The sequence below is a fragment of the Rhizobium sp. BK399 genome, from assembly GCF_014194695.1.
Taxonomy (GTDB): Bacteria; Pseudomonadota; Alphaproteobacteria; order Rhizobiales; family Rhizobiaceae; genus Rhizobium.
Genome location: NZ_JACIAH010000017.1, coordinates 16,530 through 33,306, shown reverse-complemented (window position 1 = coordinate 33,306; position 16,777 = coordinate 16,530). Strand labels below are relative to the sequence as shown.

Genomic DNA, 16,777 nt, shown 5'->3' with positions numbered 1-16,777 from the left:
AACAAGGATATGTCTGCTATCGAACAAAGGGTGGGACCCTGCTTGATCGGCCAACCAAACTGCCCATACCAATCTTTCTCAGGAGCACTAGATCCAAGCGATCGGTGGAGGGAATATCATGGGAAGTCAAGGTGGTGAGGTGCAGCGTGACAGTACGGGAGGGTACAGGCTCCCCGACCCCGAACCGGCCGCCATCGCTCTCAGTGACGCAAGTGCACTTCTAGAGACACTTACGGCAGTAAGACGAGGCGACTTTTCGGTCAGGATGCGATCCGACCTGACCGGCGTCACCGGCAAGGTCGCCGATGCCCTCAACGATATCATTGCCGCCAATCAGCGGATGGCCCATCAGCTCGAGCATGTCGGTCAGGTCGTAGGCCGCGAGGGTCGCACGAGCACCCGGGTCCGCTTCGGCCTTTCTGATGGCTCATGGTCTGACATGGAGCGGTCGATCAACCACCTCATCGACGATCTTGTCTGGCCGACAACGGCGGTTACCCGGACGATTACAGCCGTTGCCAAGGGCGACCTCTTGCAGACAGTGCCTCTCGACGTCGATGGCCGGCAGCTGCAGGGCGAGTTCCTGCGCTCGGCGGATATTGTCAACACGATGATCAAGCAGCTCGGCGTTTTCACCTCCGAGGTGACCCGCGTTGCCCGTGAAGTCGGCACGGACGGTAAGCTCGGCGGCCAGGCTCAGGTCCCCGAAGTGACCGGCGTGTGGAAGGACCTGACGGAAAGCGTCAACTCGATGGCGTCGAACCTTACGGCCCAGGTTCGAAACATCGCCGAGGTCACGATCGCGGTTGCCAATGGCGACCTTTCCAAGAAGATCACCGTCGACGTGCGGGGCGAGATCCTGCAGCTCAAGGAGGCCATCAACACGATGGTGGACCAGCTGCGCTCCTTCGCATCGGAGGTGACCCGCGTTGCCCGCGAGGTCGGGACGGAAGGCAAGCTCGGCGGCCAGGCGCTGGTGCCGGGTGTCGCAGGCACCTGGAAGGATCTGACGGACTCGGTCAATGCCATGTGCGGCAACCTGACGGCCCAGGTCCGCAATATCGCGCAGGTGACAACAGCAGTGGCGCGCGGTGACCTTTCACGCAAGATCACCGTCGACGTTTCCGGCGAAATCCTGGAGCTGAAGGAAACCATCAACACGATGGTCGATCAGCTGAATGGCTTTGCCGGCGAAGTGACGCGTGTCGCGCGCGAAGTCGGTACCGAAGGTCGGCTTGGCGGCCAGGCGCAGGTCCCTGGTGTTGCCGGGACCTGGAAGGATCTCACCGATAATGTCAACTCGATGGCGTCGAACCTGACCGCGCAGGTGCGCAACATCGCTGACGTCTCGACCGCGATTGCCAGCGGCGACTTGTCGAAGAAGATCACGGTCACGGTGTCAGGCGAAATCCTGGAGCTGAAGGAAACCATCAACACGATGGTGGACCAGCTGAACGCTTTTGCTTCTGAGGTGACGCGCGTTGCGCGTGAGGTCGGCACGGAGGGCAGGCTCGGCGGACAGGCAAACGTCCGCGGGGTTGCCGGTACCTGGAAGGATCTTACCGAAAACGTCAACTCGATGGCCGGCAACCTGACTGCCCAGATGCGCAATATCGCCGAGGTCTCGACCGCAATCGCCAATGGCGACCTGTCGAAGAAGATCACCGTCGACGTGAAAGGCGAAATCCTTGAGCTGAAGGAGACCATCAACACGATGGTCGATCAGCTGAACGCCTTTGCCTCCGAGGTGACGCGCGTTGCGCGCGAGGTCGGCACGGAAGGCCAGCTCGGGGGCCAGGCCAATGTCCGCGGCGTTGCCGGTACCTGGAAGGATTTGACCGATAGCGTCAACTCGATGGCCTCGAACCTGACTGCGCAGGTCCGTAACATCGCCGAGGTCGCGACCGCGGTCGCGCAAGGCGACCTATCGAAGAAGATCACGGTCACAGTGTCCGGCGAAATCCTGGAGCTGAAGGAGACCATCAACACGATGGTGGACCAGCTCAACGGCTTTGCCGGCGAAGTAACCCGCGTCGCCCGCGAAGTGGGCACCGAGGGAAGGCTGGGAGGCCAGGCAAACGTGCTTGGCGTTGCCGGCACCTGGAAGGACCTGACCGACAGTGTGAACTCGATGGCGGGCAATCTGACGGCGCAGGTGCGCAACATCGCCGAGGTCTCGACGGCGATTGCCAATGGCGACCTGTCGAAGAAGATCACGGTTTCCGTTTCAGGCGAAATCCTGGAGCTCAAGGAAACCCTGAACACCATGGTGGACCAGCTGAACCGGTTCGCCTCGGAGGTGACGCGTGTCGCGCGTGAAGTCGGCACCGAGGGCAAGCTCGGCGGCCAGGCGCAGGTGCCGGGCGTTGCCGGCACCTGGAAGGACCTGACAGAGAACGTCAATTCCATGGCCTCCAATCTCACGGGCCAGGTGCGCAATATCGCCGAAGTCACCACGGCTGTGGCAAGGGGCGACCTGTCACGCAAGATCACTGTCGACGTGAAGGGCGAAATCCTCGAGCTCAAGAACACTATCAACACGATGGTCGACCAACTCAATGCCTTTGCGGGCGAAGTGACGCGTGTTGCACGCGAAGTTGGTACCGAAGGCAAGCTCGGCGGCCAGGCGCAGGTTTCAGGTGTCGCCGGCACCTGGAAGGACCTGACGGACAGCGTGAACTCGATGGCCGGAAACCTGACGGCCCAGGTCAGAAACATCGCGGAGGTGGCAACCGCCATCGCCAATGGCGACCTTTCGCGCAAGATCACCGTCGATGTGCGCGGCGAAATCCTGCTGCTCAAGGACACCCTCAACACCATGGTGGACCAGCTGCGGTCTTTTGCCGGCGAAGTAACGCGCGTTGCGCGCGAGGTCGGCACCGATGGACGGCTGGGTGGCCAGGCGGTGGTTCCAGGTGTTGCCGGCACCTGGAAGGACCTGACCGACAACGTCAACCTTCTCGCGGCCAACCTGACGACACAGGTCCGCAACATCGCCGAAGTGACGACAGCTGTCGCGCGCGGCGACCTGTCGCGCAAGATCACCGTCGACGTAAAGGGCGAAATCCTCGAGCTTAAGAACACCATCAACACGATGGTGGATCAGCTCAATGCTTTTGCAGGCGAGGTGACACGCGTTGCCCGAGAAGTGGGAACCGAAGGCAAGCTCGGCGGCCAGGCGCAGGTGCCCGGTGTGGCTGGCACCTGGAAGGACCTGACCGATACCGTCAACGTCATGGCGCTCAATCTGACCGAGCAGGTTCGCGGTATCGTCAAGGTGGTCACGGCGGTTGCCAACGGCGACCTGAAGCAGAATCTGACGGTTGCCTCAAAAGGCGAAGTGGCAGCGCTTGCCGAGACCATCAACAACATGACCAATACGCTTGCCACCTTCGCCGACCAGGTCACGACGGTTGCCAGAGAAGTCGGCGTCGAGGGTCGGCTTGGCGGTCAGGCAAATGTCCCTGGCACTGCCGGTACCTGGAAGGACCTGACCGGCAACGTAAACCTGCTCGCTGCCAACCTGACGACGCAGGTGCGCGCGATTGCCGAGGTCGCGACCGCCGTCACCAAGGGCGATCTCACCCGATCGATCCAGGTCGAGGCCCGCGGCGAAGTGGCGGAGCTCAAGGACAACATCAACACCATGATCGACAACCTGCGCCTGACGACCGAGCGCAACACCGAGCAGGACTGGCTGAAGACGAACCTGGCGCGCTTTACGAACATGCTGCAGGGCCAGCGCGACCTGACGCTGGTCGGCAAGATGCTGCTCTCGGAACTGGCGCCTCTCGTCGGCGCGCATCAGGGGGTCATCTACCAGGTCGATGATGGGCAGCAGCCTGTTCTCTCGCTGCTGTCGGTCTATGCGGAGGGCATCGAGGCTGCGCATCCGGCCCGGCTCGAATTTGGCCAGGGGCTGGTGGGTCAGTGCGCGAGCGATGCAAGACGTATCCTGGTCACCGATCTTCCCGGCAATGTCGTTCCGATCAGTTCCGGTGTGTTCTCGGTCCTGCCGAGAAGTGCGATCGTCCTGCCGGTTCAGTTCGAAGGGCAGGTCAAGGCGGTCATCGAGCTTGCCTCGGCGGGGAATTTCACGGAGCTGCAGCTTTCCTTCCTCGACCAGCTGACCACCTCCATCGGCATCGTGCTGAATTCGATCGAAGCGACGATGCAGACGGAAGGCCTGCTCAAGCAGTCCCAGCAGCTCGCCGCAGAACTTCAGACCCAGCAGCGCGAGCTGCAGCAAACCAACGAGCAGCTGGAGCAGAAGGCTCAGCAGCTCGAAGAGCGCAACGTCGAGGTCGAGGGCAAGAACCAGGAGATCGAGCAGGCTCGTCATGCGCTGGAGGAAAAGGCGGCCGAACTGGCGCTGACCTCGAAGTACAAGTCGGAATTCCTGGCGAACATGTCGCACGAACTGCGCACGCCGTTGAATTCGATCCTCATCCTCGGCCAGCAACTCGGGGAAAACCCGGATGGCAATCTCTCGGCAAAGCAGGTGGAGTTCGCCAGGACGATCCATGGGGCGGGCACCGATCTCCTCAACCTGATCAGCGACATCCTTGATCTCTCCAAGATCGAATCCGGCACCGTCTCTGTCGACGCGGAGGAGATTTTCATCAGCAACCTGCTTGACGTTATGGCCAGACCCTTCCGGCATGAGGCCGACAATCGCGGACTGTCCTTCTCGGTCGACATAGGGACGGATGTCGCAAGAAGCATCATCACCGACTCGAAGCGCCTCCAGCAGATCCTCAAGAACCTGTTGTCGAACGCCTTCAAGTTCACGGCCCAGGGCGGCGTGACGCTGCGGGTTGCAGCGGCGCAGGGCGGCTGGTCGCCGGATCATCCCTCACTGAAGCATGCGCCTTCTGTCATTGCCTTCGAGGTGACCGATACCGGCATCGGCATTCTTCCTGAAAAGCAGCGCATCATCTTCGAGGCGTTCCAGCAGGCGGATGCCTCGACCAGCCGGCAATATGGCGGCACGGGCCTTGGCCTTGCCATCAGCCGTGAACTTGCGAACCTGCTTGGCGGCGAGATCCAGCTTCGCAGCCAGCCTGGTGTTGGAAGCACTTTCATTCTTTATCTGCCACTGACCTTTGTCGGGGCGGGCATTGCGACGTCGAAAGCGGCTTCCACGTCAAGCAATGTCGTGCAGCTGTCGGAGGCCATGGCGGGCCGACGTGCTGACAGGGCCGGCGACCATGTCGAAGACGACCGGCAGACCATCGCCTCTGCCGACACGGTTCTGCTTGTCGTCGAGGATGACGCCCACTATGCGCGCGTCCTGGTCGATCTTGCCCGTGACAACGGCTTCAAGGTTCTGTTGGCGACGCGCGGCAGTGACGCACTTGCCCTGGCGCAGGAGTATCAGCCGGCCGCGATCTCGCTCGACATCTTCCTTCCCGACATGCTGGGCTGGACGGTGTTGAGCCAGCTAAAGCAGAATTCAAAGACGCGGCACATCCCGGTCCAGATCATCAGCCTCGACGAAGACCGGCAGCATGGTCTGACCCGCGGTGCCTACGCCTTCATGAGCAAGCCCACCACGCCGGAAGGGTTGGGGAAGGCCCTGTCGCAGCTGAAAACCTTTGCGCAGCCGAGGCGCAAGCGGCTGCTGCTGGTGGAGGATAACGAAGCCGAGCGCATCAGCGTCACGGCGCTGCTCGAACATGACGATATCGACATTGCAAGCGTCGGCACCGGACGGGATGCTCTCGCTGCCCTGAAGGATGACGCAGCCGACTGCGTTGTGCTTGATCTGTCGCTACCAGACATGTCGGGCTTCGAGGTCCTCGAGAAGATGCGCGATGATGCCGAGATCGGCGAGATTCCGGTTGTGGTCTTCACCGGCCGGGAACTCTCCCCGGAAGAGGATGCGCGGCTTCACAGCATGGCCCGCAGCGTGGTTGTGAAGGGGGTTGAATCGCCCGAACGCCTGCTCGATGAGACAGCACTCTTCCTGCATCGTGTCGTCGCCGACATGCCCCGGGAAAAACAGGCGATGCTCGAGGAACTGCACAGTTCCGACGAGGATCTGATTGGCGAGACCGTCCTGCTTGTCGACGATGATGCGCGCAACATCTTTGCACTGAGCAGCGTGCTGGAACGTCGCGGCATGAAGGTTCTGACGGCGACCACGGGCAGCGAGGCGATCGAGGTCATCCAGAGGGAGCCTGATGTCGCGATCGTGCTGATGGATATCATGATGCCTGGGATGGATGGCTACGAGACAATGCAGGTTATCCGTTCGGACCCGAGCTTCCGGCGCCTGCCGATCCTGGCACTGACAGCAAAGGCGATGAAAGGAGACCGCGAGAAATGTCTGGAAGCGGGAGCGTCGGACTATCTGGCAAAGCCTGTCAACACCGAGCAGCTGCTGTCGGCGCTGCGCATGTGGCTGCATCGCTGAGGATAGTGTCATGAGCCCAGTCAATATCCTTCTCGTCGATGACCAGCCCGCAAAACTCCTGAGCTATGAGGTGATCCTCCAGGACCTCGGCGAAAACCTCATGAAGGCCCAGTCGGGCCGGGAGGCTCTCGAGTGTCTGCTGCGCAACGAGATCGCAGTGATCCTGGTTGACGTCTGCATGCCTGAGCAGGACGGCTTCGAGCTGGTGAGCATGATCAGGGAGCACCCCCGCTATCAGAATACCGCGATCATCTTCGTCTCTGCCGTGATGATGGCCGAGCCGGACCGTCTGCGGGGTTACGAGGCCGGAGCAGTCGATTACGTCTCCGTCCCGATCGTTCCCGAGGTGCTGCGCGCCAAGGTCCGGGTGTTTGCCGATCTGTTCCGGAAGACCCGCGAACTGGAACGTCTGAATGCCGATCTTGAGGCACGGGTGCAACAGCGCACGGCGGAGCTTGAAGCATCCTCGACGGAGCTGCGCCAGCTGAACGAGGATCTCGAGCGGCGCATCGACCAGAAGACGCGCGAACGCGAGGATGCGCTGGCGCAGCTCTTCGAAGCCCAGAAGCTCGATACGATCGGCCAACTGACCGGCGGTGTCGCCCACGATTTCAACAATCTCCTGATGGCGATATCAGGAAGCCTCAACCTTTTGAAAAAGCGGCTGCCGTCCGATGAAAAGAGCGAGCGCCTGATTGGAAATGCGATGCAGGCCGCAGAGCGTGGCTCGGCGCTGACGCAGCGACTTCTTGCGTTCGCCCGCCGTCAGGATCTGAAGCCCCAGGCCGTCAACTTCGAGCGGCTGTTCGACAGCGTCGAAGACCTGCTGAGCAAGGCTGTCGGCCCCCAGATCGCGATTGCGCGGCGGATCCCCAAGGAGCTGCCGCCAATACTGGTCGATGGCAACCAGCTTGAACTGGCTCTGCTCAATCTGTTCGTCAACGCGCGGGACGCACTGGGGCAGGGCGGAACCGTGACGGTGACGGCCCAGTCAATGGATGGCGAGGATCGTCCGACGTCGCTGAAGGAGGGCCGCTATATCAGGATATCGGTCTCCGACGACGGCGAGGGAATGGATGAGGCGACCTTGTCGCGCGCCACTGAACCGTTCTTCACGACCAAGGGGGTAGGAAAGGGGACGGGTCTTGGGCTTTCAATGGTCCATGGGCTAGCAGCGCAATCTGGAGGCGTTCTGCAGGTATCAAGCATCGCAGGCCAAGGCACGACCGTATCGCTCTGGTTGCCTGTCGCTGACACCGCGGAGGAGCCGATGTCTGCGACGGAGCAGCGTGCCATGGCAAGCGCCTCGGATGTACCTGCATCGCTGAGCGTCCTCGTCGTCGATGATGACGCGCTTGTCCGGTTAGGAACCGTCGCGATGCTTGAAGATCTCGGTCATACTGCCTTGGAAGCCGCATCGGCCTACCAGGCGCTGGATCTGCTGGCTGCCTCCTCCCGCGTGGACCTCGTTGTCACCGATCATGCCATGCCCGCCATGACAGGTGCGGATCTGGCGCGGCAGATCTTCGCGTCCCACCCCGGTTTGCCGGTCATTCTTGCCTCGGGCTATGCAGACCTCCCTGATGATCCAGCCTATGTCGGTATGTTGAGGATGACAAAGCCCTTCACCCAGGAACAGCTTCGTGACGCGATCGAACGGGTGCGGCTGGAAAGGGTGGCAGCGGCGTGAATCTCAGGCGGACGTTCTCCTCCGGTCGTATGGTCAGGTTGAAACGATCAGGGAGAGACATATGTTGCGGCCGAAGCTGCTGATCCTGATCATGGCGATCATTTTCCTGCTTATCGTGGCGCTGGCGATGTGGTGGTAATCGCCCGGCACCGCCAGGGCCTTCATTTGGCTTTAAAAACCCCCCATCAGATAGCAGGGATATGAATTGCGCTCTGTGCTTCAAATCAAAACCGAGTTGGCACACCGGTACCGAGATCCGCCTGCGTCGGGGGCTTTTATTCTTTGGTGGGCCGTTATTGCGGTTCGGACGCGGCTTTGGCCCGCTCGATCCGCTTGGCGACGTCTATAGAGAGCACGTCGAAGAGAGGGACGAGGCGCTCGGCAGTATCGATCGCATTTTTTCCGATGCCGCGCTGATGATACTCCGCGAGCTGGGAAGAGGTGGCTTTAACGTGGACCACTACTTTCCGTTCAATCGCTTGCAGTTCAGCAACTGTCAGATCAGGCTTCAAAAGCGTCGCCTGTAGTTCGCTATAGAGGCGCTCAGTCTCGGTGATTTGGCCAATCCAGTGCCCGCTGCGCGTTTGGGCTCTCGGCTCCACGGCTGTGGTTGATTGTCCCGAACTATGGGTCGCTTTGCGGGGGCTGGAAGAGGGAGTTCGCCCTGATCCATCTGTCGGGCCATTTTTAACACTGCGCCTGAAAAGCTTATCGACTATCCCCATCATCGCCCCAGCGTGTTGATGTTTATTGCTGTTCATTGCCTTGCAGGCGCTCGAAGCGAGTTGCGATGCTCCCCAACTCGATCCATGCCCCGCATATTAGACATCAATTCATTATTTTCCGTTGACGCCCCACAAATAGACTGCGGCGTGATGAGCCGATCCTCAGGTCGATAGACGATCAAGCCCAAATCGTTGAGGTGGTGTCCGGGGTAGCCGCCTGTGAGAAGGCTGAGGGCACCAGCGCTGAGGTCTGAGCCGGGGTTATCGGTAATGGAGGCTGGTGTGTGGCGCATCAGACTGAAGTCTGACCATCGGAACCAGATTTCGCTCGACATGTTATCCGACAAGAGCTCAAAGGAACGACAATGTCAGGCGACTCGGACAGCAGTGAATTGGACTTGCGCACCACACCCCGAAGTTATCGGCGGGGAGGTGTTTGGATTTTTGTCACGATCGTGTTGATACTGGCAGTTGTCGCTTTTGCCTGGACAAAGGTTAGAGACGCGGTGATCGAAACGCCACAGACAACGAACCATAGCGCCTCCACTCCCTCGTCGACGCAGATGAGACCGTAAACTGCCGCCCAGGGGGCGGACCGGCTCGCACAGCCTCATTCGACTTGCCCGTCATTGCCTCGGGCTACCTGGATCTGTTTCATGATACACGCTTATGCGTGCGGAAGATCCAGCCATCCGCCAAGACAAACGTCGCGGCGCGTCGCTAGGCAGTTGGGAAAGGTGCCTGCTGGAGTGGAAAGCTCGCAAGCTGCCGGCGTGTTTCGATGCTTGTCCGTTACCTGAAGCCCTCGGCAACAGGGCTTTCTTTTCCCGCATCCGATTTCGCCCGGATCGAGTTGCGCCAGACCATTTCAGCCTTGAGGGTGATGGGCTGGACGACCGCCTGGCCATCGTCCTGCGGCATCTGGGTCAGCCAATTGACCGCCCTGGAGGCGATGTCTGCGATTGGTTGAGCAAAGGTTGTCAATGCGTAAGACGACCAGGACGCTTGCTCAATATCATCGAAACCCGCCACGCAGAGGTCGTCGGGGACGGACAAACCGAATTGGTGACGAGCGGCATCCATGAAGCCACAGGCAATCAGGTCGGTCGCGCAGAATACCGCATCAGGACGTTCCTTGGCGGTCAGCATGCGGCGAGCGAGGACGCTGCCGGCTTCATAGCCGGTCCAACCATGGCGCTCCACAATCACCTCCATGCCCAAAGCGCGAGCCGCCGCAACGAAGCCTCTCTCACGCGCCATCAGGCTGGGTGTCCCAGCTTCGGAGTTGGCAAAGGCGAGCCTTCTGCATCCAGCCCGCACGAAGGCGGTCACAACGCGCCCTCCGGCTTCGTAGTCGTCCAGATTTATGCGCAATGGACCTTGCTGATCGTCGTCGCGATTGATGAGAACCAGCCGTTGCCCGTTGCGCAAGCAAAGCTGAGTGATGGATCTGTCCGGCAACCCGGAAAGAATGATGGAAGCATCAGCACGATACCGAAGTGCCTGCTGCAAAGCGCGGTCAACGCTGCCGTCCGAACGATCCGTGTTGATCAGCATGGCAACCTTGCCCGCATTCTGCAGGTTCAGCGTCAGCTTTCCGAGGAGAGCCGATCGGTAGGGTGTCGCAACCTCGGAAACGATCAGGCACACGATGCCGCTTTCATTGCGCATCAAGCCGCGAGCGAGATGATTGACGTGATACCCAAGTTCCTCGGCTGCGAGCATAACGCGCTCACGGGTTTTCGTTGAAACGCTCGCGCCTGGTGTGAACGTCCGGGACACTGCCGATCGGGACACGCCGGCTTTGTCCGCGACCTCCCGTGCGCTTATGGTTGTGTGTTTCACAGCGGCCCTCTCTGCCCATCTCGCGACGCCATATTGCACATGAATGCAATGACAAGATCGTGCGAATTGCACCATAAACAGTTGACACAACAGCAAGGCAGATGCAACTCTTGCACACGCTTGCAAAGCGTGCGGCGTGGAGGCGTCGGTACATTTAGGAGGATACAATGAAGTCGGTTCAAATCGCCGCGACCATTCTCGCCGCGGGTATATCTCTGTCTGCCTATTCGGCGCACGCCGCAGGAAATCTCAATCTTATCTGCTCCGCCGACGTCGTCATTTGCGAAATGATGAAGGACCGGTTCGAGAAAGAAACGGATATCACGGTGAACATGGTTCGGCTGTCTTCGGGAGAGACCTATGCCAAGGTTCGCGCCGAGGCGCGTAACCCGAAGACCGACATCTGGTGGGCGGGGACCGGCGATCCGCACCTGCAGGCCGCCACCGAGGGCCTTACTCAGGAATACAAGTCGCCGGTCCTCGATCAGCTACAGGACTGGGCGAAGAAGCAGGCAGAAAGCGCCAACTATCGGACCGTAGGCGTCTATGCCGGCGCGCTTGGCTGGGGCTACAACACCGACCTCCTGAAGAAGAAGGGGTTGAAGGAGCCCAAGTGCTGGGCCGACCTGCTGGATGCCTCCTACAAGGGTGAGATTCAGATCGCCAACCCGAACTCCTCAGGCACGGCCTATACGGCGCTCGCGACCCTGGTGCAGATCATGGGAGAGGATAAGGCGTTCGATTACTTGAGCAAACTCAACGCCAATGTCTCGCAATACACCAAGTCAGGCTCGGCGCCGGTAAAGGCTGCAGCACGCGGCGAAACGACGATCGGTATCGTCTTCATGCATGACGCTGTTGCCCAGACTGTCGAGGGCTTCCCGGTCACGTCCGTTGCTCCCTGCGAAGGCACCGGCTACGAAATCGGCTCGATGTCGATCATCAAGGGTGCGAAGAACCTCGACAATGCCAAGAAGTGGTATGACTGGGCGCTGTCGGCTGACGTTCAGTCACACATGAAGGACGCCAAGTCGTTCCAGCTTCCGTCCAACAAGTCGGCAGAGGTCCCGAAGGAGTCCCCGAAATTCGAGGATATCAAGCTGATCGACTACGACTTCAAGACTTACGGCGATCCAGAGAAGCGAAAGGCGCTGCTTTCGCGATGGGACAAGGACATTGGCGCCAAGGCCAATTGATCTGATCCTTAAAGCAAGAATGGCCGGCAGTCTCGCTGCTGCTGGCTAAATTGCCTGATACTCTGGCGGAGCGATCGATGAAAAACCATAACCGCAGACTGGATATCGCTCTCGTCATTGCCCTTGCTGCCTTGATGGTACTCCCGTGGTACAGGACGGAGGGGGGCTTCTTCGGACTCGGGTGGCTATCTGATTTTCCTGGAGATCCGCCCTCGGCGCCTGGCGTCCTGCAGATCGTCTCGCATGGGCGATGGTGGCTGGCGGTCGTCATCGTCTTTGTGGTCCTTTGCGCCGCGTCGCGCTTCATCTCCGATCACGCAAGGCGCGGTGCGCTTCTTGCCTGGGCGGGTGGGCTCGGCCTTCTGTTTCTGGCAGTGCAAGGGCTTGCAATCGGCTTTAGCGGCTGGAGCTGGACGATCAGCGAGACCCTGTTCGGTGCCCTTCCGGATGGTCAGCCGTCGATGGGCGCAGGCGCCGTCGTGGTCGGTCTCACCTTCGTCATCCTTTTTTCCTTCGGGCTCGCCGAACGCGGGGTGATGAAGGGCGACGCCTTCGTGATCAGTGCCATTGCGATGCTGGTCTTGCTCGTGAGCGTGTTCGTCTTCTACCCGATTGGCAGCATGTTCGTCGGCGCTTTCCAGGACTTCGATGGTTCGTTCAACCCGACCGGCTTTCTGACGAACATACAGGACCCGTCCGTCTGGAGCCTTGGCTGCGTGTGGGGAGGCGAACGCTGCGGCGTCGCCTGGCGGACGCTCTGGCTGGCGATCTGGGCTGCGTCCGGCTCGACGACGCTCGGCCTTTGTTTTGCGCTGGTAGCGACGCGCACACGCTTTCCCTTCAAGAAGGGATTGCGGCTTTTGACCATTTTGCCAATCATCACTCCGCCATTTGTCGTTGGCCTTGCTCTGACCCTGTTGTTTGGCCGCTCCGGTGTCGCAACCCAGTATGTCTCAACGTTGCTCGATATAGAGCCCGGCCGATGGCTCTATGGCCTGACGGGGATCTGGATTGCCCAGGTCCTTTCGTTCACGCCGATCTCCTTCCTCGTTCTGATTGGTGTCGTGGAGGGCGTAAGCCCATCAATGGAAGAGGCCTCCCAGACGTTGCGCGCCGATCGCTGGCGCACGTTCTGGCGCATTTCCCTGCCGCTGATGAAGCCGGGCATCGCCAACGCCTTCCTGATCGGATTTATCGAGAGCATGGCGGATTTCGGCAATCCGTTGGTGCTCGGCGGTAGCCATGGCGTGCTGTCGACAGAAATCTTCTTCGCTGTTGTCGGCTCGCAGAACGACCCGTCGCGCGCCGCCGTGCTCGCCCTGATCCTGCTCTGCTTTACCCTGTCGGCGTTCCTTGCGCAGCGTTTCTGGCTGTCCGGCAAGAATTTCGCGACAGTTACCGGCAAGGGCGATTCAGGACAGCATATCGCGCTGCCGCGCGGGCTTTCGATTGCCGTGCATGCGATCGTCATACCCTGGATGATCTTCACTATTGTCGTCTATGCGATGATCCTCTTCGGCGGTTTGGTGCGCACCTGGGGTCTCGACAACACGCTTACGTTCGAACACTACATCCGCGCTTTCTCGATCGGCTTGCGCAATGACGGCGGCCTGGCGTGGACCGGGGTGGCCTGGAACTCGTTCTGGACAACAATGGAGATTGCCCTGATCTCCGCCCCGCTGACGGCCGCTGTCGGTCTGTTGACCGCCTACCTGATCGTCCGCCAGAAGTTTGCCGGCCGCAATGTGTTCGAGTTCGCGCTGATGATGAGCTTTGCGATCCCGGGTACCGTTATCGGCATCAGTTACATCATGGCCTTCAATCTGCCCCCGCTCGAAATGACAGGGACCGCGCTGATCCTGATTGCCTGCTTTGTGTTCCGAAACATGCCGGTTGGCGTGCGTGGCGGCGTCGCGGCGATGAGCCAGCTGGACAAGAGCCTCGACGAGGCATCGCTCACACTGCGCGCAGACAGTTTCAGGACAATCCGCAAGGTCATCCTGCCGCTGCTCAGGCCCGCGATCACTGCAGCCCTCGTCTATTCATTCGTGCGCGCGATCACCTCGATCAGCGCCGTCGTTTTTCTCGTGAGTGCCGAGTACAACATGGCGACCTCCTATATTGTCGGACTCGTCGAAAACGGGGAATACGGCATTGCAATCGCCTATTCCTCGACACTGATCATCGTCATGGTCGCCATTATCACCGGCTTTCAACTTCTTGTCGGCGAGCGCCGCCTGCGGCGCGAAAACCGTGTCGCGCTTGCGGCGCCGACCGCTACCGCTGCCGCACCTCTCGGTCAGGAGAAAACCGCATGACCCCCACAAAACCTGGCTCCGTCGTCTTCGAGAATGTGCGCAAGAGCTTTGGCGCCTTCACGGCGATCCCTGATCTTTCCCTGACCATCGAACCCGGCACGTTGGTCACGCTGCTTGGACCTTCGGGCTGCGGCAAGACGACGACGCTTCGCATGCTGGCTGGTCTCGAGCACCCGTCGGCGGGACGGATCCTGATCGGCGGAAAGGACGTCACGATGTTGCCGGCAAATGAGCGTGATGTCTCTATGGTTTTCCAGTCCTATGCGCTTTTCCCGCATATGACCGCCCTCGACAACGTCGCCTATGGCCTGGAATCCTCCGGGCTGAAGCGAAAGGACGCGCGCGAAAGGGCTGAAGAAGGCCTGAAGCTTGTTGGTCTCGCCGGCATGGGACAGCGCCTGCCTGCCGAGCTTTCAGGTGGTCAGCAGCAACGCGTCGCGGTTGCACGGGCGCTGGTGCTTGAGCCACAGGTCCTGCTGCTCGACGAGCCTCTCTCGAACCTCGACGCCCGTCTTCGCCGCCGGGTCAGGACCGAGATCCGCGAGTTGCAGCAGCGGCTGGGCTTCACTGCTGTCTACGTCACGCACGATCAGGACGAGGCGCTTGCCGTTTCCGATGAGATCATCGTGATGAAGGACGGCGAGATCGCCCAGAAGGGCACGCCCCACGATCTCTATGACCAGCCGGCATCTGCGTTCATCGCCGATTTCATGGGCGAGGCCAACGTCGTGCCTTGCGATATTATCGGCATCGAGGGCGGCCATGCGACGATCAGTATTGGCGGACTGCACCATCGTGTCGCCGGTCGTAACATGCGCGAGGGACCGGCAGAGCTTGCAATTCGTCCGAGCGCCATCACACTAGCACCAAAAAATGGCGGCGCGTTCAGCGGACAGGTCACCCATGCCGCCTATCTCGGTGATCACGTGGAATATGAAGTGAAGACCAGCAAAGGCACTCTGTTCGTCGTCGATGGCTCAATGGCGAGGGCATTCGAGCCTTTGACAGAGGTTGAAATCGGCTTCAAGGATCGCGGGATTGCCATCATCGGCGGCTGATTGCTGCCTTTTATCAAGGAAGATTTTCATGACGTCGCATATTGTACCAGACCTTGAAGCGCGCCTTGCGCTGGCCGAAACGGTGGCTAACGAGGCCGGAGCGCTGGCGCTCGACTATTTCAGGCGCCGGGACACGCTTGTCATCGAGACCAAGCGCGATCTGCAGGATGTGGTCTCGGTCGCCGATCGCGACGTGGAGAACCTGATCCGGGGCCGCTTCAATGAAGCCTACCCGGCCGATGGCGTGCTCGGCGAGGAGTATGGCCTTGAAGAAGGGACGTCGGGGTTCACCTGGGTTGTCGATCCGATCGATGGAACCAGTCCTTTCGTCAACGGCATGCCGAATTGGTGCGTCTCGATCGGTCTGCTCTACGAGGGCCTGCCCGTTGTCGGCGTGATCAGCGCGCCATGCCACGACGAGATCTATGCCGCAGCACTCGGCAAGGGTGCTACGCTGAATGGAGTGAAGCTCTCACTGGACTCCTCGCGGACCATTCGCAATGCCGTGACTGGTATCGGTGCCAACAACCATGTCACGCCGAAGACGGTTGCTGCGATAGTGGAAAGCCTGTTGGAGGCTGGCGGAAACTTCATGCGCAATGGATCGGGCGCCCTGATGCTCGCCTATGTGGCAGCGGGCCGCCTTGTCGGATACTATGAGCCCTATATGCACGCGTGGGATTGCATGGCCGGGTACTGCCTGGTGAAGGAAGCAGGCGGCTGGTACCATCCGTTCCCGACCTCAGGCGAGCGGCTGACGAAGGGAGCGCCCGTGATTGCGGCTGCGCCCGGGGCAATCGACGATCTGCGCAGGATTGCTCAGGTGTGAAGCCTCGGCGTTTGAAAGATTGCAGGCCCGGCATCCCGCCGCGCCGCTCTCAAGTCTTGAGGGCGGCCATAAAATCGGCTGATGGGCTTTTCTGAAAACCTGCGTCTCATGGTGATGAGGACTGTTTCCCATTGGCTCGTGAGTCTTGCATCAAAGCCAGACGGCTCAGACCCTGACCGGTGCCACCTCGCGCGCAGAGCGTTTTGCGCCACCTGGATATGCAAAAGGGTTGGGCCTGCGGAACAATTTCAGGCACGTCTTGCCTGGGTTGCGGACCCGAAGGCATGTGCCCGAGGCTGCGCCCACGCGCAACCCGGCGATGCGCAACTTGGCTCCATCAGTCACTGGGCCAAACAATAACCCTGTCGAGTTCACGGAGGATGTCGGCCTCCAGTTCGGCACTGACCACCTCGTATTCCTCGATGATATGCGAGCTAGCATTGTCATGCCGAAAAGCCTCAAGCGCGATACATGCCTCGTCATAAGCCGCGAATAGCTCGTCAAAGTATGGCCACGAGGTAGAGCCCAACAGGACTTGCAGCCGCCTGCGTTGCTCAGGCAACCTGAGCATCAGGCGACGCAGTCCGGACTGCGCAAGCGAACGACTGCCACCGATCTCATGATCGTTGCCCATTGGCTATCCTCTGCCCCTGAAGCAGAGTAGCAATCGCCCGACGAAACGGAAGTAGTTTACGGTA

9 protein-coding genes are annotated in these 16,777 nt (G+C 60.2%); 6 read left to right on the top strand and 3 right to left on the bottom strand.

From position 1 onward, the window contains the following. The first annotated feature begins 118 nt into the window (after positions 1-118). Positions 119-6,418 carry a HAMP domain-containing protein gene (locus tag FHT97_RS25410; RefSeq protein WP_183864642.1) on the top strand — a complete coding sequence of 2,100 codons (6,300 nt, stop codon included), beginning with the start codon at positions 119-121 and terminating at the stop codon, positions 6,416-6,418. A 10-nt stretch (positions 6,419-6,428) separates the two neighbouring features. Then, a complete protein-coding gene (locus FHT97_RS25405; RefSeq protein WP_183757967.1) occupies positions 6,429-8,108 on the top strand; it encodes a response regulator in 1,680 nt (559 codons plus the stop codon). A gap of 293 nt (positions 8,109-8,401) precedes the next feature. On the opposite strand, the gene FHT97_RS25400 is transcribed toward FHT97_RS25405, so the two are convergent. Beyond that, positions 8,402-8,869 (bottom strand): hypothetical protein, encoded by a 468-nt coding sequence (locus FHT97_RS25400; RefSeq protein WP_183864641.1) that lies wholly within the window; start codon positions 8,867-8,869, stop codon positions 8,402-8,404. A 756-nt stretch (positions 8,870-9,625) separates the two neighbouring features. Further along, entirely contained in the window at positions 9,626-10,630 is a 1,005-nt protein-coding gene (locus FHT97_RS25395; RefSeq protein ID WP_312859777.1) for a LacI family DNA-binding transcriptional regulator, read from the bottom strand. 215 nt (positions 10,631-10,845) lie between these two features. Here FHT97_RS25395 and FHT97_RS25390 point away from each other — a divergent pair, with 215 nt between their 5' ends. From FHT97_RS25390 to FHT97_RS25375, 4 genes are all read left to right on the top strand, one after another. After that, positions 10,846-11,874, top strand: a complete 1,029-nt coding sequence (locus tag FHT97_RS25390; protein WP_183864640.1) for an ABC transporter substrate-binding protein — start codon at positions 10,846-10,848, stop codon at positions 11,872-11,874. 77 nt (positions 11,875-11,951) lie between these two features. Continuing rightward, positions 11,952-14,192: an iron ABC transporter permease gene (locus tag FHT97_RS25385; RefSeq protein ID WP_183864639.1), complete on the top strand. Its 2,241-nt coding sequence runs from the start codon at positions 11,952-11,954 to the stop codon at positions 14,190-14,192. Then, positions 14,189-15,250 (top strand): ABC transporter ATP-binding protein, encoded by a 1,062-nt coding sequence (locus tag FHT97_RS25380; protein WP_183864638.1) that lies wholly within the window; start codon positions 14,189-14,191, stop codon positions 15,248-15,250. The genes FHT97_RS25385 and FHT97_RS25380 overlap by 4 nt, the downstream gene beginning before the upstream one ends. A gap of 28 nt (positions 15,251-15,278) precedes the next feature. Further along, the gene (locus FHT97_RS25375; RefSeq protein ID WP_183864637.1) at positions 15,279-16,079 is read left to right on the top strand and encodes an inositol monophosphatase family protein; all 801 of its coding nucleotides are present in this window, start codon (positions 15,279-15,281) and stop codon (positions 16,077-16,079) included. Positions 16,080-16,416: 337 nt separating this feature from the next. On the opposite strand, the gene FHT97_RS25370 is transcribed toward FHT97_RS25375, so the two are convergent. After that, on the bottom strand, positions 16,417-16,713 hold the full coding sequence (locus tag FHT97_RS25370; protein WP_183757953.1) for a nodulation protein: 297 nt from the start codon (positions 16,711-16,713) through the stop codon (positions 16,417-16,419). Positions 16,714-16,777 lie beyond the last annotated feature (64 nt).

Excerpts from the sequence above, each read along its gene's own strand:
- FHT97_RS25410 (WP_183864642.1), top strand. The coding sequence starts at position 119 with ATGGGAAGTCAAGGTGGTGAGGTGCAGCGTGACAGTACGGGAGGGTAC.
- FHT97_RS25405 (WP_183757967.1), top strand. The coding sequence starts at position 6,429 with ATGAGCCCAGTCAATATCCTTCTCGTCGATGACCAGCCCGCAAAACTC.
- FHT97_RS25400 (WP_183864641.1), bottom strand. The coding sequence starts at position 8,869 with ATGAACAGCAATAAACATCAACACGCTGGGGCGATGATGGGGATAGTC.
- FHT97_RS25390 (WP_183864640.1), top strand. The coding sequence starts at position 10,846 with ATGAAGTCGGTTCAAATCGCCGCGACCATTCTCGCCGCGGGTATATCT.
- FHT97_RS25385 (WP_183864639.1), top strand. The coding sequence starts at position 11,952 with ATGAAAAACCATAACCGCAGACTGGATATCGCTCTCGTCATTGCCCTT.
- FHT97_RS25380 (WP_183864638.1), top strand. The coding sequence starts at position 14,189 with ATGACCCCCACAAAACCTGGCTCCGTCGTCTTCGAGAATGTGCGCAAG.
- FHT97_RS25375 (WP_183864637.1), top strand. The coding sequence starts at position 15,279 with ATGACGTCGCATATTGTACCAGACCTTGAAGCGCGCCTTGCGCTGGCC.
- FHT97_RS25370 (WP_183757953.1), bottom strand. The coding sequence starts at position 16,713 with ATGGGCAACGATCATGAGATCGGTGGCAGTCGTTCGCTTGCGCAGTCC.